The 18,269-nt window shown below is 70.6% G+C and carries 13 protein-coding genes and 1 tRNA gene; 4 read left to right on the top strand and 10 right to left on the bottom strand.

Going from position 1 to position 18,269, the window contains the following annotated elements; all coding sequences use genetic code 11:
* Positions 1-15: 15 nt before the first annotated feature.
* From DVS28_RS28660 to DVS28_RS21370, 3 genes are all read right to left on the bottom strand, one after another.
* Positions 16-519: a DUF3237 domain-containing protein gene (locus tag DVS28_RS28660; protein ID WP_281273556.1), complete on the bottom strand. Its 504-nt coding sequence runs from the start codon at positions 517-519 to the stop codon at positions 16-18.
* Entirely contained in the window at positions 516-2,288 is a 1,773-nt protein-coding gene (locus DVS28_RS21365) for an FAD-dependent oxidoreductase (protein WP_114593270.1), read from the bottom strand. Before DVS28_RS21365 ends, DVS28_RS28660 begins: the two co-directional genes overlap by 4 nt.
* Before the next feature lie 1,193 nt (positions 2,289-3,481).
* Positions 3,482-3,557 (bottom strand) — tRNA-Thr (locus DVS28_RS21370).
* 183 nt (positions 3,558-3,740) lie between these two features.
* On the opposite strand from DVS28_RS21370, the gene DVS28_RS21375 reads away from it, so the two are divergent.
* Together DVS28_RS21375 and DVS28_RS21380 are read left to right on the top strand one after the other, a co-directional pair.
* Complete coding sequence (locus DVS28_RS21375) at positions 3,741-4,784, top strand: sugar phosphate isomerase/epimerase family protein (RefSeq protein WP_114593271.1); 1,044 nt, start codon at positions 3,741-3,743, stop codon at positions 4,782-4,784.
* A 353-nt stretch (positions 4,785-5,137) separates the two neighbouring features.
* Positions 5,138-5,806: a hypothetical protein gene (locus DVS28_RS21380; protein WP_114593272.1), complete on the top strand. Its 669-nt coding sequence runs from the start codon at positions 5,138-5,140 to the stop codon at positions 5,804-5,806.
* 57 nt (positions 5,807-5,863) lie between these two features.
* Here the strand turns inward: DVS28_RS21380 and DVS28_RS21385 are convergent, their stop codons facing one another.
* Positions 5,864-6,805, bottom strand: a complete 942-nt coding sequence (locus DVS28_RS21385; protein ID WP_164710873.1) for an ATP-grasp domain-containing protein — start codon at positions 6,803-6,805, stop codon at positions 5,864-5,866.
* Entirely contained in the window at positions 6,802-7,542 is a 741-nt protein-coding gene (locus tag DVS28_RS21390) for a gamma-glutamyl-gamma-aminobutyrate hydrolase family protein (RefSeq protein WP_164710874.1), read from the bottom strand. The genes DVS28_RS21385 and DVS28_RS21390 overlap by 4 nt, the downstream gene beginning before the upstream one ends.
* A 71-nt stretch (positions 7,543-7,613) precedes the next feature.
* Here DVS28_RS21390 and DVS28_RS21395 point away from each other — a divergent pair, with 71 nt between their 5' ends.
* Positions 7,614-8,750, top strand: coding sequence for a carboxylate-amine ligase (locus DVS28_RS21395; RefSeq protein ID WP_114593274.1), 1,137 nt, complete (start codon positions 7,614-7,616; stop codon positions 8,748-8,750).
* 19 nt (positions 8,751-8,769) lie between these two features.
* On the opposite strand, the gene DVS28_RS21400 is transcribed toward DVS28_RS21395, so the two are convergent.
* Both DVS28_RS21400 and DVS28_RS21405 read right to left on the bottom strand, forming a co-directional pair.
* Positions 8,770-10,539 (bottom strand): HD-GYP domain-containing protein, encoded by a 1,770-nt coding sequence (locus tag DVS28_RS21400; protein ID WP_114593275.1) that lies wholly within the window; start codon positions 10,537-10,539, stop codon positions 8,770-8,772.
* Between the two features lie 87 nt (positions 10,540-10,626).
* Positions 10,627-11,751 (bottom strand): hypothetical protein, encoded by a 1,125-nt coding sequence (locus tag DVS28_RS21405; protein WP_114593276.1) that lies wholly within the window; start codon positions 11,749-11,751, stop codon positions 10,627-10,629.
* A gap of 117 nt (positions 11,752-11,868) precedes the next feature.
* On the opposite strand from DVS28_RS21405, the gene DVS28_RS30025 reads away from it, so the two are divergent.
* The gene (locus tag DVS28_RS30025) at positions 11,869-12,000 is read left to right on the top strand and encodes a hypothetical protein (protein ID WP_281273491.1); all 132 of its coding nucleotides are present in this window, start codon (positions 11,869-11,871) and stop codon (positions 11,998-12,000) included.
* A gap of 18 nt (positions 12,001-12,018) precedes the next feature.
* On the opposite strand, the gene tmk is transcribed toward DVS28_RS30025, so the two are convergent.
* The 3 genes from tmk to DVS28_RS21420 all read right to left on the bottom strand — a co-directional run bounded on the left by tmk (position 12,019) and on the right by DVS28_RS21420 (position 18,225).
* Positions 12,019-14,265, bottom strand: coding sequence for a dTMP kinase (tmk, locus tag DVS28_RS21410; RefSeq protein ID WP_114593277.1), 2,247 nt, complete (start codon positions 14,263-14,265; stop codon positions 12,019-12,021).
* A gap of 111 nt (positions 14,266-14,376) precedes the next feature.
* A complete protein-coding gene (topA, locus tag DVS28_RS21415; RefSeq protein ID WP_114593278.1) occupies positions 14,377-17,121 on the bottom strand; it encodes a type I DNA topoisomerase in 2,745 nt (914 codons plus the stop codon).
* Positions 17,122-17,163: 42 nt separating this feature from the next.
* Positions 17,164-18,225, bottom strand: coding sequence for an HD domain-containing protein (locus tag DVS28_RS21420; RefSeq protein WP_114593279.1), 1,062 nt, complete (start codon positions 18,223-18,225; stop codon positions 17,164-17,166).
* Between the last annotated feature and the right edge of the window lie 44 nt (positions 18,226-18,269).

Raw genomic sequence — 18,269 nt, forward strand, 5'->3', positions numbered from 1 at the left:
CGAGCCCGCGCCCCGTCATCGACCGGCCGGGCGGACGTGGCGATCGAGCAGGTGGAGGTCGTACACCGGCCCCCCTGGCGGACGGGTGCCGGTGCCGACGACGACCCGGGCATCGAGGTCCGGGGCTCCGGCGTGCTCGAGGACCCCGGCGACGTGGAGGGTGTAGGCACCCGTGCTCACGGGCGCCCCGTCCTCCAGCGCACGGAGGGCGGCAGGGTCCCCGACCCGGATGCCGTGGTAGCGGAGCGTCATCGCGGCGGCGTCGTCGCCCCGCAGCTCCAGGGTGACGTCGAGGCGCATCGACCCATCCGGCCGGCGGAGTGCGCGGTCGACCCCGCCGAGGACGACGGCGCGCCAGCTCGCGGTGCTGAGCTCGCCCCCGGTCACGGGGACCAGCAGGCGCTCGCCGTCGCGGTCGGGGTGACGCTCCGCCACCGGTCCGACCTCGAGCCGCAGGCGCCCGAGCGGGACCGCAGGCGGCAGCGACCGCAGCTGGGGGCCGGGTGGGGGCGCGGTCAGCGGCCCAGGATCGCGTGGACGGCGTCGGCAAGCCGCGACTCGGCGGCGTCGTCGCGGGTCGGGTGGCGGAACGCCACATGGCCGTCGGGGCGGACGAGCAGGACGCCGTCGTCGCCGACCTCCCGCAGCGCCGGCCAGTCGCCGTAGACGTCCTCGTAGTCCTGACCGGGACCGATCGACGCTGTCGCGATCTCGAGGCCGGTGTCGTGGGCGACCTTCTCCGCGGCGGAGATCCAGCCGTCGCCCCCGATGCCGGTGAGCACGGTGAAGCGGCCGTTGCCGACCAGGTCGAGGGTGGAGACGACCTCCGCACCGGTCGGGCCACGTCGCAGCCACGCGTGGGGCAGGTGCGCCCCAGGACGGGTCGAGGGCTCGTAGTCCAACTCGGGGTCGCCGACGAAGCCAGGGTCCGGGGACCCGTCGTCGACGACGGCCCCGGAGGTGTACCGCTGGTTCATCTCGACGCCGTGGGCGTTGTAGACGTACTCCGTGCCCGCGATGGCCTCGCGGAGCGCCGCACGGCGGGCGGCGCCCTCAGGGGTGTCGTCCTTCCTGGCCTCCATGGCGGCCATGGCCTCCTCGGGGGTGGTGGCGTCCATCAGCCCGAGCGCGGCGAAGATCGGCATGAAGTCGCTGATCGAGCGGTTGGCGCGTTCGACGGTCTGGCGACCGATCGGGGCGCGTTCGGCGGAGTAGGAGTCGAGCAGCGAGTCGTCCGCCACGCCGCGCAGCACCAGCGCGAGCTTCCACGCGAGGTTGTAGGAGTCCTGGATCGACACGTTCGACCCGAGCCCGTTGGTCGGGGGGTGGCGGTGCATGGCGTCGCCGCCGCAGAGCACGCGGCCGCTGCGGTACTCCGTCCCCCAAGAGTTGTTGACCGTCCACAGCGACGTCGAGTCGATCCGCGCGTCGAGGTCGGGCAGGCCGGTGAGGCGCCGGACGATGCCCAGGGCGGTCTCGTCGTCGAGGTCCGGTGGGCCGTCCTCGAGGTCCCAGCCCCACACGATCAACCAGCGCCACCACCGACGGACCATGCGGATCACCCCGGCGCCCACCCCGCCGACGTCCGCACCGTCCTGGAGCACCCAGTAGAGGCAGCTCGGTCGGTGGGCGACGTACTCGGACAGGTCGGCCTCGAAGACGATGTTCATCGACCCGGCCACGGCCATCTCGCCCTCCAGGGGCAGCCCCGCGTCGGTGGCGACCTGGGAGTTGCCGCCGTCGGCGCCGTAGAGGTACTTGGCGCGCACCTCCACGACCTGCCCGGTGAGGCGGTCGCGGACGGTCGCCGTGACCCCGTCGGCGTCCTGGACATGGCCCAGGTACTCGTGGTCGTAGCGGATCCGGGTGCCGCGCAGCGTGGCGTTGCGGACCAGGATCGGCTCCATCAGGTCCTGGGGCAGGTCGACGTACTCGCATGGGCTTGCGAGCTGGTGGGCTGCTCGACGCGTCGGGTGGGTGCCCCACGCGTGGATGCGGCCGACCTCCTCCCCGGCGAGGGCGGTGCAGAACACGTTCTGCCCGAGGAGGTCCTGCGGGGTGGCCTGCTCGCGGACGAACCGCTCGACGCCCACGTCCCGAAGGGCCTCCAGCGTCCGCTGGTTCGTCAGGTGCGCGCGAGGGGTCCGGACCAGCCGGTGGAAGCGGGTCACTATGACGTTGTCGATCCCCCAGGTCGACAGGAACAGGCCCATCGACGCGCCCGCGGGCCCGCTTCCCACGATGAGGACGTCGGTCTCGATCACGGCGGTCGGCTCGTCGGCTGGCATCGGTCCCTCCAGACCGGCCCGCGGTCGGCTCAGGTGCGGGCTCGTGTCCGAGTCTCTGCGAACGGACATCATGTCCTCCAATACCGGTCTCGGTCCGGCTCAATGCCCGACGCGCATGCAGGGGGCTTCGACGGGTGCTCGGCGCCGTGAGCGTGTCGGCTCTGCCCGGTCCTCCGCCGACCTCGAGGTCACCTACGAGGCGATCCCCGAGGCCGACGGGCAGCAGCACGCGCTGAGGCGGGACCTTGCCGGGCCTGCCGGTCCAGCAGGCCTCCTGCGACGGCTCGACCATCCAGGCAGGGACGAGCGGGGCTCCGGTGCCCTTGTCGTCACTGGCTCCGGTGCGGACCCGGAAGCCGGTGCGGTCCCAGTCGACCACGGTGTTGCGGGCCCCTGTGGCGGTCTCCACGATGGGGTCGAGGGTGAGGCTGGCATCAAGCGGTGCCCACAGGTCGTGGTCGAGCACATCGGCGACCAGGAGGTCGGGCAGCAGGCTGGCCGGGTCGGCATGCCCGACGTCCCACCAGCCCTCGAGGGTTGTTTCGAGCCGGCCGAGCTCGTCCTGGACGTCATCGCCTTGCAGCAGCGTGTGGGCCTCGTCGTTGACGGCAAGCCCTCCGGTGCAGTTGCCCGACCCGATCAGTGCCGCATGTTGCCCGCCGCGGGTGACGAACCAGACCTTGGCGTGATAGCCGCCGCTCGGCGTGGTCCGCCGCGGACGTCGAACCGTCGGGCCCGTGCCGCAGCGATCCCATCGGCGGTGGTGACCCGGTCGGTGGCCACCAGCAGCCGGCCCTCACCCACGGCAGCCATGCGGTCGGCCAGCAGCCCAACAACACGGCACCCAGCGACCAGATCGACGTCGCCACCGTCGTCTTCGACCCCGACATCGACGACCCGGACGGCCTCAACACCGCCATGCGGCAGGCCATCACCAAATGGTCGCCTTCGGCTGCGGGACCCCCTTCGCCCAGCTCGGCCTCGACCGAACCCTCTTCAACGAAGGCTGACGCGCCGTGCGACCGTGACCCCGACCGAAGGTCCCCTGAGAGGGCCCGCACTGGTACTTGCTCACTCCGCGATCGGACGCGGAAGGTCAGTCCACTGCAACGGAACTGCAATCGGGAGATCAAGGACCAGCAGCACGGGCCGACCAACGACGCCCGAACGCCGTTCTGGCCTGCGGTTTCGTGTGGAGCCGGGTCGGGGAATCGAACCCCGGACCTATTCATTACGAGTGAATCGCTCTGCCGACTGAGCTAACCCGGCTGGGGCCCAGCGCGCTGGGCGGACGATCAGGGTAGCGGGCCACCGCGGATCGGGCCAGTTGACCGGGCGGGCCGCTCACGACGGCTGGGCCGACCCTCCGCCACGTGCAGGAGTTCGTTGTGTCAACGGCGAAATACCTCGTGCACGAGGCCATTCCCGTCACCGAGCCGAACGGACCACGCCATGGACGCAAGCCGCCCCATCCCCACCCTCAGCCGACGAGGGATGCTCGGCGCCAGCACCAGCGCTGCGGCTGCGGTTGCACTCGGCGGCGGTCGTGCCCAGGCCAACGAAGTCGACCCGCCCGAGTGCGTCGAGCCCGATCCGGACGCGAACCTCACCGACGACGTCGGCACCAACCTTCCGCCCAGCCGCATCGGCGTGCAGACCTACTCCGTCAACGACCAGATCAGCAGCCTGGGCCTCGGCCCGGTCCTGACCGCCCTCGCCGAGATCGGCTACCGCGGGGTGGAGTTCGCCGGCCTGGGAGGCGCCACCGCCGACGAGGCCCGGACGATGCTCGACGACCTCGGCATGCACCCGGTCGGCCAGCACGCCGGCATGGACAACGCGTCCCTCCAGACCGCCGTGGCCCTCGGCCTGCCCCACACCGGCATCAGCCTCATCACCAACATCCACGGTGCCCACACCGAGGCCTGGAAGCAGACCGCCGAGGAGTTCAACGCCTTCGGCGCCCAGTGCACCGCCGAGGGCGTGAAGTTCTACGTCCACATGCACCCCGAGCCCTACACCCCGGTCCTGGACTCCCCCGGCAACCTCGCGCTCGACGTCCTCCTCGCCCACACCGACCCCGAGCTCGTCTTCTTCGAGATGGACCTCTACTGGGCCTACTTCACGGCGATGTCCGCCCAAGGCCTGCTGTTCGACCCCGTCGAATTCGTCCTGCCCGCCCCCGAGCGGTTCCCGATCTTCCACGTCAAGGACGGCCGGGCGCTGGCCAACGAGCAGGTCGCCGGCCAGCAGGTCACGCCGATGAACGTCACTCACGCCCCCTACCCCATGGACGGGATCTGCGACGTCGGGCAGGGCGACGTGCCCTTCAAGGACTTCTTCGGCAAGCTCGCCGAGGTCAGCGACCTCGCCGGGCACGAGCTGGTCTGGGAGCGCGACACCGCCAGCAACCACCCCCGTGGTTCCCTCGCGTCGGCCCGCGCGAGCTACCTGATGATGCGCCACGACCACATGGGGGCACCCAGCCTGTACTGATCCCGGCGCCCGACACCGACGGACCGGCCGGGACCGGGACCGACGGACCGGCCAGGCCCGGCCCGACCCGGCGCGTGGTTTTGGTCACCTCGGCCAGCCACCCGGCCGAGCTGCACACAACGGCCCGGGATGGGTGCACCTCGGACGACAGGCCGGCCGAGCTGCACAACTCATGACCGGGCGACCCACGAGACCGGGCGACCCACGAGACCGGGCGACCCACGAGGCCGGGCGACCCACGAGACCGGGCGACCCACGAGACCGGGCGACCCACACACCCGCCCGGCCGACGAGCAACCCGGTGGCGGGCCCAAAATGTGTCGAAATCACCGTCCTCGGGAAGGAAAATCGGCATGACTCCGACACGCACCCTCGCCGTCTATCCCGATCAGCCCTCGGCCACGCGGGCCAAGGAAGCTGTGACCGCCATCGCCGGTCCCGACGCCGTGCACGTCGAGGAGGCTGCCGACGTTGCGGCGTCGAAGGTCGCCGAGGAACAGGCCGAATCCCGCCACGCCGGCCCCATGCCCGCGACGCCCCCGATGACCGGCCAGGCCGCCAAGTCCTCGACGTTCTTCGCGCTGGTCGGCGGGGCGATCGGTGCCGCCCTGCTGCTGCCCGTCGCGTTCTTCGGGTGGGGGGATGCCGACCTGGGCACCCGCATCTTCTTCGCGCTGTTCATCGGTGCCGCCGCCGGTTCGACGTTCGGCTGGCTGGCCGGCGGGTACCTGGGTGCAACCGTGTCCACCAAGCCGCTCGCCGTCGAGCGCGGCTGGATCCTGCGAGTGGATTCCACCGACCAGGAGATCGTCCAGGCCCTGCGCTCGGAGGGTCCGCTGCGGATCGACCTGACCGACGACGTCGGCAACCTGTACGAGACCGACATGGCTGAGGAGTACGACGCCGAGGGCATGATCAACCGCCTCGGCCGTGCCTACGCCGGCCACGACCACCCCGACGAGCTGACCGACCAGCGACGCGTCCGCGGTCCGGCGGTCGACGGCCCCTCAGTCGACAAGTAGGAGATCGACGAGAAGAGGGCCAAGCGGCCAGTCGAGAGTTCGCGTTCGGCGTCGAGGTCACTCGGCGCCGAACAGCATGTCGAGATACCGCTGCGCGGTGGGCTGCGGTTCGTGGTTGGCCAGGCCCGGCATCGGGTTGACCTCGATGATCACGCCACCGTCGCCATCCACGTCCGGGACGATCAGGTCGACGCCCAGCACGGGCGCGCCGACCGCCCGGGCCGCACGACACGCGGTCTCGACCGACGAGGGGTGCAGCCGATCGGTGACGTCGGTGATCGTGCCGCCGGTGTGCACGTTGGCGGTGCGTCGCAGCACGACACGGCGACCGTCGTCGAGCACGTCGTCGAGGGACGTCCCCTGCCCCGCCAGGACATCGAGGGTCCGATCGTCCAGGGGCACCTCGATCCCACCCTCCCGCTCGCGCCGCTCGGCGTTCAGGGCCTCGGCGAGGTGCCCCAGGGTCCGTGTCCCGTCGCCGACCACGACCGGGGGACGGCGGACCGACGCCGCGACCACGCTGCCGTCGATGACCAGCACGCGGAGGTCCTCGCCCTCGACCATCTCCTCGGCGAGGACGGTTTCGTGATGGCGTCTGGCGACCTCGACGGCCTCGTGCAGGCCGGCCACGTCCGCCACGCCGACCGTGACACCCTCCCCACCCTCGCCACGGGCCGGTTTGACGACGACCGTGCCGTGCTGGCGGAGGAACGTCTCGTCGGTGGCGTCGTCGGCGATCACGTGACCGGCCGGCAGGGGCAGCCCAGCGGCTGACAGGACCCGTCGGCTGGCGACCTTGTGCTCGCAGCGAAAGTAGCTGACGGCGGGCAGGCGCTGCGACAACGACTGGATGACGACCTCCTCCCGCATGCCGTCACCGATCCGCAGCTCGCCGAGCTCCGGGTCGAGCACCTCGACGTCCAGGCCGCGTCGCAACGCTTCGTCGACGATGATCGTCGTGTAGCGGTTGCACCGGTCGTACCCGGTCGGCCGGGTCACGCGGCCCGCTCCGCGTGGTGCTCCATCGCCTCGTCCACCAGCCATCCGAACAGCTCACCCGAGACCGGATCACCGAACAGCATCTCGGGGTGCCACTGCACGCCGAGGGCCCGCGGGTTGCCAGCGACCTCGAGGGCCTCCGCGACGTCGCTGTCGTCCCACGCCACCACCGACAACCCCTCGCCGGTGGCGTCCACGCCCTGGTGGTGAAGGCTGTTGACGGCGATGTCGGTCCCCACCAGACCAGCCAGGAGGGTGCCCTCCTCGACCCGCACCTCGTGCGTGCCCTTTGCCCAGGACATGGGCTCCATGTGCAAGCGGTCCTCCGGGTCGGCGAGGTGCTGGTGCAGCGTGCCGTTGCGGGCGACGTTCAGCACCTGCATGCCCCGGCAGATGAAGAGGGACGGAAGCTGCTGCTCCAGCGCGGCGGTGGCGACGGCGAGCTCGAAGGCATCACGTTCCTGGTTGACCCCGTCGGTCTCGGGTGCCCGCTGGTGGCCGTACATGGATGGATCCATGTCCCCACCGCCGGACATGACGATCCCGTCCAACCGCTCGACGTAGCGGTCGGCCAGCGTCGGCGACACGACGGGAAGCAGCACCGGTACGCCGCCGGCTGCCTCCACGCTGTCGACGTAGCTGCGGTCGAGCGCGTCGATCGGCCGTTCGATCTCCAGGGTTCGTGACATGTGCGTCGACGGGGTGGCGGTGATGCCGATGATCGGTGGTGTGGGCACGTGGGGCTCCTCTCCCTCGATGGTCCAGCGTCGGTGGATAGGCGGCGGCCCGCCTCGGGTATGGCCTACCCATGCCTGCGACATCTGATTCCCTGACCCTCGGCGTGGAGGAGGAGTTCCTCCTCGTCGACCCCGACGACGGTCGGCTGGTCCCTCGAGTGGAGGAGGTCATCGCCAACCTCCAGTCCGCGTGGCCGAACCGCATCGAACGTGAGATGAACCGCTGCCAGGTCGAGCTGTCGACCACGGTCCATCGGTCGCTCACCGACCTGGAGGCCGAGCTGGTGCTGCGGCGGGAGGACCTGGCCGGCGCCGCCGCTGCTGCCGGGTGTGCCATCCTGCCGACGGCCACCCACCCGTTCTCCTCGGCCGCGGAGCAGCAGGTCAGGCGGGAGGAACCCCGCTTCGACGCCATGTGGGAGCGCTATCGCCTGATCGCCGAGCAACAGGTCGTGTGCGGTGCGCACTTCCACGTCGGGATGGGTGATCGCGACACCGATGTCCGGGTCGCGCGCATCCTGCGTCCGTGGTTGCCGGTGCTGCTGGCGCTGTCGGCCAACTCGCCCTTCTGGGAGGGACAGGACACCGGCTATGCCTCCTTCCGGTCAGAGGTGTGGCTGCGGTGGCCGACCGCGGGCTTCCCACCGCCGCTGGACGACGCGGCGGCGTTCGAACGCCATGTCGCCCAGCTGGTCGAGGCCGAGGTCGTGGCCGACTCCAGCTACCTCTACTGGTACCTGCGACCGTCCATGGTCCATCCCACGCTGGAGTGCCGGGTGGTCGACATCCCGCTCCACACCGAGGACACGGTGACGCTGGCGGGGTTGTACCGAGGTCTGGCTGCTGCGGCCCTGGACGGTGCGCTGCCCGACCCCGACGTCCCATCGGACCTGCTCGACGCGGCCATGTGGCGTGCCGGCCGCTACGGGCTGCAGGAGCGCCTGCTCGACCCGCTCGCGCTCCGACCCGTCCCGGCAGCCGAGGTGGTGGACACGACCCTCGTTGCGGCTCGCGACGCGCTGGAGCGGCACGGCGACCTCGATCGGGTCACCAGCGGCGTTCAGCAGATCCTGGAACGTGGGACCGGCAGCGAGCGTCAACGCCGCCTCGCCGAGACCGCCCCCGGCGCACAGGTGGTGCGGGAGCTCCGCACCGACGCCGGGGCACAGCCCGCCCTGCCCGCGGCCACGGGTGCACCGACGGGGTGACGGCCGCCGCCGCAGGACGTCAGTCGTCCTCCTCGTCGTCCCAGTCGTCCCAGTCGTCAAGGTCGTCGTCGTCGCGATCGTCGTCGTCCCTGCCGTGTCGGCCGTCCCATCGGCCGTCGTCATCGTCGTCGCCACGGTCGTCGTCGTCACGGTCGTCGTCGTCACGGTCGTCGTCGTGATCCTCACCGTGCCGGGGCGGAGGCTCGTCGACGATCGGCTCGACCGCCTCCGGTTCCGCCACGGGCTGGGGCTCCTCGACCGGCGGGTCGAGGTCTGGAGCAACCGGCTCCGGTCCTGCCGCTGACGGTGGTTCGGCCGGTTCGTCAGCCGGCGCCGGCGGGGCCGGTTCCGACGCCGGGGCGGGCTCGGCAGGAGGGGGTGCGGGAGTGGTCGATGTCGGCTCCACCGCGTGCGGGGCCGTGGTCGTGGACGCGGGACGCGGGGGCACGCGTGGGGGCGTCGACGGCGTGTCCTCGACGGGAGGCGGTGTCTCCTCGATGGGCTCCGGTGTCGGCGGAGCCTCCTCGACGACCGCCGGGACGTCGACCTCGCGCGACGTCGCGCCCAGCGGTTCACCGACGTCGAAGGTGTGGCGTTCCACCTCCGGCACATCGACCTCGTCGTCGTCGAGCAACGACAGGAAGTCCGGCTGGTGGGGCACCGACGCCACCACGACCTGCGGGTCGCCCCCCACGGCAGGACCGGGCACACCGGGCATGGCCCCGGCCATCGCCACCGACACGGCCACACCGCCCACGAGCGCCTGCTTGACGTGGGACACCTGCGGCGACGGGGCCCCCGCGAACATCCGGGCCAGCTCGTAGCCGCCACGGGCCAGCGGAGGCAGCGCCACGCCGATGAGGGTGGGGCGCAGGCGACGCAGCGGGATGGCCATGAAGGCCCGGACCATCTCGGGGTCGAACTGGGTTCCGGAGTGGGCCTTCAGCTCCTCCAGCGCCTCGCCGTGCGACATCGCGGGCTTGTAGCTGCGCGGCGCCGTCATCACCTCGTAGCTGTCGGTGAGGGTGATGATGCGTGCGGCCCGGCTGATCTGGTGGCCACGCAGTCCGCGGGGGTACCCCCGACCGTCCCACCGTTCGTGGTGCTCGGCGACCCCGTCGCTCCACGGGGCCAGCCAGTCCCCCAAGGGGCCCAGCAGCAGCCGCCCGGCGTCCGGGTGGGCGCGCAGCACCTGCCACTCCAGGTCGTCGGGAGCGCCGTTCTTGTTCAGCAGCTCGGGGCTGACGTGCAGCTTGCCGATGTCGTGCAGCAGCGCCACCCACCGCAGCTTGTCGCGATCCTCCTCGGCCAGGCCCAGCTCCAGCGCCAGGACGTCGGTGTAGACCCGGACGCGCTCGGCGTGACCGCGGGTGCGCCGATCGTGGCGGTCCAGGGCAAGCAGGAGCTCCAGGACGGCCTCGGCCGCGGCGGTCACGTCATCACCCCGGCTGGCAGCCCGGGCATCCGCCACGCGCGCCTCGAGGGTGCGCTGGGCGTTGACGCGTCGAGCCAACCTGAACCGGCTGGGAATGGCTTCGGGGAACGCCAGGTCCAGCCGATACAGCGCCTCCAGCGGCAGGGCCAGCATCGCCAGCTTCCGGCCCACCACGAACACCGTGACCACGACGATCGCCATGGCGAGCGCCTGCAGCAGGACCAGGCCGATCCCGGCGGACGGCGGGGCCGGACGCCACAGCAGGGCGACCGCGGCCATGCTGGCGGCCACGGGGGCCACCGTCACGAGGATGCGGATCACCGATGCGGTGATCGGTCGACGTTTCCAGCCCATGGCTTCTCCCGGTCGGCGCTCACCGAGGGGTACGCCGGTCCGTAGTCCGACCTTACGCCCAGTGCTGGAACCTGAAGCGAAAACGCCTCAGCCGGCAAGGGCGCGCGCGTGGGCGCCCAGCACGAAGGCCTCGATGGCCAGGTCCCACTTGACGTTGACCTCGATGGCCTCGCGCGTGTGCAGCGCGGTGTCGCAGACGTCCAGCAGGGTGGCCACGGAGAACGTCTCGGCGTCCTCGCGCAGCGCCGCCATGGCGTCGATGTTGCGCACCGAGCCGCTGTCGCCGCCCTTGGCGACGACGACCACGTCACGGCACCAGGTGACCACGTCGTCGAGCGCCTGCTGGATGGTGATCGTCTGCTCGGCCCGGGAGAGGCGCTTGTACCGCTCCTCGAGCTCCTTCACGACCGGGCGGGGTGGCTGGTCGCCGTACAGCTCGGTCAGGGACTCCAGCGCGTTGGCGCCCTCGACGTCGATGGCCTTGCCCCTGCGCTGGACCTCGGCCTTCAACGCCGCCGTGGCCTGCAGCGCATAGCCCGGTCCGTCCGCGCGGACCCGGCTGATCCACTGCCGGTGGGTGCGGAAGTCCTCCAACGACTGGGGGTCCGCAAGCCGACGCAGCGTCGTCGGGGACCCCATGGCGACCCGGGCGACCAGTGCCGCATCGGGACCCTCCAGCCCCAGCTGACCGGCCAGGGCGAGCAGCCCGTCCAGCGTCCACGCAGCGAACGGCACGACCCGGCAGCGGGAGAGGATGGTGTCCGGCACCTCCTCGGGGTCGGCGAGGTCAAGGATCCACACCGTGCCGGGCGGCGGCTCCTCGAGGGCCTTCAGGAAGGCGTTGGCCGCGTTGTCGTTCATCAGCTCGGCCGCGACGATCCGCAGGACCTTGACGCGTCCCTCCTTCACCGTGGAGTTGGCGGCCTCCAGCCACTGGCCGTGCACGTCCTCCTTGCGATGGAACGCACCAGTCGGCACGAACTCGCGGTAGGCAGGGTGGGCACCGCGCATGAAGCGGCCGAGCAGGATCGGGTCGTCGAGGGCGTCGTTGGCTGCCGCGGCGAACGCGCGGGCCGCCTGTTCCTGCCCGACATCGGGCGGGCCTACGAAGGCCCACGCGTGGCCGATGTCGCCCCGGGCCGCGGCGCGCGACAGCACGTCGGTGGCCTTGCCCTGCGCCGGGATGTCCCAGATGTCGGTGTCGTGCTCCATGTCGTGCCCGAGGCTACCGGCGCCCTGTGACAAACCGCACCGCGGGTGGGGTTTGGGGACGGGGTGGGCTGGCAATGAGTGGTCGCAACCCGCAGTCGACCCCCAGAACCACCCACCATGGACCTCACCACCACCCACGCCGACGTGCCCCTCACCGTCCGTCAGCGCACCATCGAGATCATCGCCTTGCTGCTGGTCGCCTCACCGGTGATCGGCATCGCGCTGTGGTCGGTGCTGACCGTCCTGTAGGACCACCCGAACCAGCGGTCAGGCGGAGGATTCCTCGCCGGGGGGATCGCTGACCTCGGCCGTGCCCATATCGATGTCGTCGGCCTCGATCCGAGCCGCCTCGACCTGCGCGGCTTCGACGTCAGTGATGTCGACCTCGCGGCCCGGTGCCACATCGTCCACCGGCAGCGGCACCCAGCGGTTCAGGCCGGCACGGACCTGGCGGGCCACGACGTCGCTGTCAGCGGTGGCGTCCACGACGACGTAGCGGCGGCGGTCCTGCCGGGCCAGGTCGAGGAACCCCCGGGCGACCTTGCGGTGGAAGTCCAGCCCCTGGGCCTCCATGCGGTCCTTGGCGACCTGCTCGGTGAAGGTGCCCGGCAGCTCGAAGACCTTGCCCGTCAGCGAGTGCCTGGCCTCTGCACGGTTGCGTTCGGCCCGCTCCTCCACCCGACGCAGGCCCTCTCTCGGGTCCAGCCGCAGCAGCACCACCGCATCGGCGTTGACGCCGTCGACGGCCCACTTGTTGACCTCGCGGACGTCGGCGACCTCCAGGCCACGGGCGTGGCCCTGGTAGGCCAGCGAGCTGTCGACGAAGCGGTCGCACAACACGACCTTGCCGGCATCCAGCGCAGGCCGGATCAGCTTGTCGACGTGGTCGGCCCGGGCGGCCGCGATCAGCAACGCTTCGGTCCGGTCACCCATGTCCTCCACGCTGGGGTCGAGGACGAGCTTGCGGATGCGTTCGGCGATCGGGGCGCCGCCGGGTTCGCGGGTGACGACGACCTCGTGGCCCTCGGCCTCCAGCTGTTCTGCCAGGAGGCGAATCTGGGTCGACTTGCCCGCTCCCTCGACCCCCTCGAAGGTGATGAACAGGCCGGCGTACTGCCGCGGCACCGTCGAGGTGATCGTGACGCGATCGGCGTCCTCGGCCTTCATCTGGCCGATGGCGACACGGGCGCGCAGGCCGAACCACGCCGCCACGAGGCTGCCCGCCAGCAGCATCGTCCGGATGCCCGACAGCGGGGTCAGCCCCTCGATGGAGCCGGCCACGTAGGGACCCATCACGAACGACAGCAGCAGGGCGACACGGGTGAGGGTGTAGAAGAGCGCGAACGTGCGGGCGCGCGTCTCGTCGACGGTGTGCTCGTGCAGCAGGGTGTAGCCCTGCACGACGGCCACACCGGCGGCCGCCCCCAGCGCGAAGCCGAGCGGCAGCACCAGCTCGAAGGTGGGGACCACCGCGATGACCCCGGCGATCAGGCCCACCGCGGCGAGGAAGCCGGTGAAGGACTTCTCCTGGTCGAAGCGCCGCATGAGCGGGACCAGGCCGGCGATGCCCACGACCAGGCCCACGCCGACAAGGGTGAACAGCAGCGTCCAGTCCGACTCCGGCCGGTCCAGGGTCGACTGCACGAACGGCGAACCGAGGCTGACGATCAGGCCCGCCCCGAAGAACACCCCGACCATGCCCGAGATCAGGGCACGCAGCAGGGGGAAGCCACGGATGAACTCCAGGCCGTCACGCAGCTCCTGGAGGACGTTGGTGTCGGACTCCGCCGCTTCGGCGCGGCGTTCCCGTTCACCGGGCAGGTCGACCCGGGACATCAGCCAGGCGCTGAACAGGTAGGAGATCGCGTCGACGACCAGCGCCACCCGAAGAGGGTCGGTCCCCTCCGGCAGGAGCCCGTCGAAGGTGGTCGCCAGCGCGGCGATGATGAACGTCGAGGCGGCACCGAGCGGCAGCGTGCCGTAGCTGACCAGCAGGTTCAGCTGGTTGGCCTCGCTCAGGTGTGCCTTGTCCTCCACCACCGAGGGCATCGACGCGTCCTTGGCGGACAGGAAGACGACGCTGAAGATCTCCACGAGGAACGTCAGCGCGAACAGCGCGACGATGTCCTTGCTGAACGCCACGGCCAGGAACAACACGAACCGGGCGATGTCGGTGATGACGATCAGGCGCTTGCGGTCGTACCGGTCGGCGATGACCCCGCCCAGCGGCCCGAAGATGACGTTGGGCAGCAGCCGCATCAGCAGCAACGTGCCGAGGGCGAACAGGCCCGCTTGGGCGTTGGCGCCCTCCAGGGCCGGCACGAGCGCGGTCAGCGCGGCGAAGCCGATCCAGTCGCCCAGCGCGGAGATGAACGACGAGGCGAACCACAGCCGGTAGTTCCGGTTGGACAGCAGCGCCTTGTAGGCCGACCCCGTGGACGGGACGGCCACGTCGTCGGAGCCATCGTCGTGATGGGGGGGACGATCGAGGAAGGAGGAGGGGTCGCTGGGCATGACGGTGGTGCCTCGTCGCAGAGGTGGGTCCAGCCTAGGTCAGGCGCACGAGCAGGTCACTGACCGTACGACCACGGTCGTGACCCGTGGCCGTGACCGGTCACCCGAACGTCAGCTCGACTTCTTCGCCGTCTTCTTGGTGCCCTTCTTGGCCGCCTTCTTCGTGGTTGCCTTCTTCGCCGTCTTCTTGGTCGACTTCTTCTTGGTGGCCTTCTTCGTCGACTTCTTCTTTGCGGCCTTCTTCTTGGGCTTGGTGCCCTTGGCCGCCATGCGCTCGCGGCGCATCTGCAGCAGCTCGGCGGCCCGTTCGGGCGTCAGGTCCTCGATGGTGTCGCCCTTGCGGAGCGACGCGTTGACCTCGCCGTCGGTCACGTAGGCACCGAAGCGACCGTTGCGGATCGACAGGTCGCCGCCGGAGATCGGGTCCTTGGCGCTCATCTCGCGCAGCACCGGGTTGGCGCGCTCGCGGGCGCTCTTCTTCTCCTGCGCCAGCAGCTTCAGGCCGTCGTCGATGGAGATGGTGAACAGCTCGTTCTCGCTGCCCAGCGACCGGGTCTCCTTGCCCCACTTCAGGTAGGGGCCGTAGCGGCCGTTCTGCACCATGATCGGCTCGCCGTCCTCGGGGTGCGGCCCGAGGGAACGCGGCAGGCTGAGCAGCTTGAGGGCGTCGGACAGCTCGATGGTGTCCAGCGCCATCGTGGAGAACAGCGACCCAGTCTTCTCGGGCTTGCCGTCCGCCGGGTCACCCAGCTGGACGTAGGGCCCGAAGCGACCGTTGCGGGCCACCACGGGCTTGCCGGTCTCGGGGTCGTCGCCCAGGTACCGGTCGTCGTTGGGTGCCTCGAGCAGCGCCTCGGCCTTCTCGACCGTCAGCTCGTCGGGCGCGAGGTCGTCGGGGATCGACGCCGTGTCGTCACCACGCTGCAGGTACGGGCCGTACCGTCCGACCCGGGCGACGATCGTCGCGCCGGAGGAGTCCTCGCCCAGCGGGATGGAGTTGATGGACGCGGCGTCGATCTCGTCGAGCCGGTGGGTGACCATGTCGTGCAGGCCGTCACGCCCGTCGCCACCGAAGTAGAAGCCCGACAGCCATGGCACGCGGTCGGCGTTGCCGGCCGCGATCTCGTCGAGGTCGTTCTCCATGCGAGCGGTGAACTCGTAGTCCACGAGGTGGGAGAAGTGCCGCTCCAGCAGCGTCACCACGGCGAAGGCGGTGAAGGACGGCACCAGGGCGCCGGACTTCTTCCACACGTACCCGCGGCCGATGATCGTGCCGATGATGGAGGCGTAGGTGGAGGGGCGCCCGACGCCCAGGTCCTCCAGCTTCTGCACCAGCTTCGGTTCGTTGTAGCGGGCCGGCGGCTTGGTGGAGTGGCCGTCGGCGGTGACCTCGTCGGCGGACAGCACGTCGCCCTCCTCCATCGGGGGGAGGAAGGTCTCGCGGTCCGCCAGCGCCTCGTCGGGGTCGTCGGACCCCTCGACGTAGGCACGCAGGAAGCCGGGGAAGGTGATGGTGCGCCCGCTGGCGGAGAACGTCGCCGTGGCGCCCTGGAGCTGTCCGCTGGTGGCCGTGGCGTCCAGGCGCACGGACACGGTCTGGCCGACCGCGTCGGGCATCTGGGAGGCGATGGTGCGCATCCAGATCAGCTCGTAGAGCTTGCGTTCCTCGGCGCCGAGCTCGGACTTCAGGGACTCGGGCGTGCGGAACGTCTCGCCGGCGGGGCGTACGGCCTCGTGCGCTTCCTGGGCGTTCTTGGACTTCTTGGCGTAGATCCGCGGGCTGTCGGGCAGGTAGTCGGGCCCGAACATGTCGGTGATCTGCCTGCGCGCCGCCTGCAGCGCGGTGTCGGAGAGGATCGTGGAGTCGGTCCTCATGTAGGTGATGTAGCCGTTCTCGTACAGCCGCTGCGCCACCTGCATCGTGCGCTGGGTGGAGAACCGCAGCTTGCGCCCGGCCTCCTGCTGCAGCGTCGAGGTGGAGAACGGCGCCGGCGGCTTGCGCCGGTACGGCTTGGTCTCCACCGACGCGACGGTGAAGTCCGCGCCGTCGAGGCCGTCGGCCAGCGCCTCTGCGCGGACCTGATCGAGGCGTTCGACCTCGCGGCTGGTCATCGTGCCGTCCTGGGCGAAGTCACGCCCGGACGCCAGCTTCTTGCCGTCGAGGGCGACCATCGTGGAGTCGAACGGCGCGTTGCCCGCCACCGCGTCCGCGGCGTCGGGCTTGCGCAGCTTGGCGGCGAGGTCCCAGTAATCGGCGGACACGAACGCCATGCGCTCGCGTTCGCGCTCGACGATCACACGGGTGGCGACGGACTGGACCCGGCCTGCGGACAGGCCGGGGTTGACCTTCTTCCACAGCACCGGCGACAGCTCGTAGCCGTACAGCCGGTCGAGGATGCGCCGGGCTTCCTGTGCGTCGACCAGCCGGTCGTCGAGGTCGATCGTGTTGGCGATGGCCTCCTCGATCGCCTGCTTGGTGATCTCGCCGAACACCATGCGCTTGACCGGGACCTTGGGCTTGAGGATCTCGAGGAGGTGCCACGCGATGGCCTCACCCTCTCGATCCTTGTCCGTTGCGAGGACGAGCTCGTCGGCGTCCTTCATCAGCTTGCGCAGTGTGGAGACCGTCTTCTTCTTGTCGGGGTTGATGACATAGACGGGCTCGAAGTCGTTCTCGGTGTCCACCCCCATCGACGCCCACGGCTTGCCCTTGTGCTCGGCAGGCACCTCCGCGGCGTTGGCCGGGAGGTCTCGGATGTGACCGACGGAGGACTCGACGACGTAGTCGGAGCCCAGGATTCCGCCGATCTTCTTCGCCTTCGCGGGCGACTCGACGATGACAAGTGATTTGGCCATGAGTGCCTAGAGAGGTATCAGGCCGCGAGCCTCCGCGCATTTCTACTGACGATGCGCGGGACTCGAAGGCGTGGTCTGGGAGGACGGAACGGGGGGCAGCACACCCACCTCGAACAGCCGCGGGCGGAACCAGCGATCGTGCAGGGCGAGGGCGTATCGGTCGGTCATGCCGGCCACGAAGTCGGCGACCCGGGTGATCCGGTCGGCGTCGGGGTCGGTGTAGGTGTCGGTGATGTGCTCGGGGTGCTCGAGCAGGAACTCCACCAGCTCGGTGACGATCCGCTTGGCTGACCTCGTGTGGGTCTGCTGGTCGTGCCCCATGTAGACGCGGTCGAACATGAACGCGCGCAGCTCGTGCATGACGGGCAGGACTGCAGGGTCCATCTGGACCGTCCCGACGTCCAGGGAGCGCTGGACGACGGCGTTGATCAGCAGGCCGATCCATCCCGAGCCCGGTTCGCCGAACGCGGCGGTCACGGTGGCGGGCAGGTCCCCGGGTTCGATGGCGTGGGCGCGGATCGCGTCGAGCACGTCGTGGGTCAGGTAAGCGATGCGGTCGGCGAACCGCACGCACATGGCCTCCGGGGTGGTGGGTGGCGGCTGGACCTTCCACGGGTGGCGCAGGATCCCGTCCCTGGTCTGCTCGCACAGGTTCAGGGGCTCGAGGACGTCGAAGATTCGGACCGACTGGCGGGAGTGGACCCAGCCGTCGTCGAAGAACTCGGCCAGCGCGTCCTCGCCGATGTGGCCGAACGGGGTGTGGCCCACGTCGTGGCCCAGCGCGATTGCCTCTGCGAGCGGTTCGTTGAGGGCCATGGCCCCCGCCAGCGACCGGGCCACCTGGGCGACCTGGAGGGTGTGGGTCAGCCGGGTGACGGTGTGGTCACCCGTGGGGTTGATGAAGACCTGTGTCTTGTGCTTCAGCCGGCGGAACGCCTTGGAGTGGATGATCCGGTCGCGATCGCGTTCGAAGCACGTCCTGAACTCGTGCGGTTCCTCGGGTTCGCGCCGGTCCCCGGCCCCGTGGGACCGCGTGGCAGCTGGGGAGAGCGCCGATTCCTCGGCCTCCCTGTCGATCCTCGTGCGCTGGCGGATGGCGCTCATCGAGCGTCACCGTACCCACTCGTGCCACCCCGGAGGACCGAAGC

It is taken from the genome of Euzebya pacifica (assembly GCF_003344865.1).
GTDB classification, from domain to species: Bacteria; Actinomycetota; Nitriliruptoria; order Euzebyales; family Euzebyaceae; genus Euzebya; species Euzebya pacifica.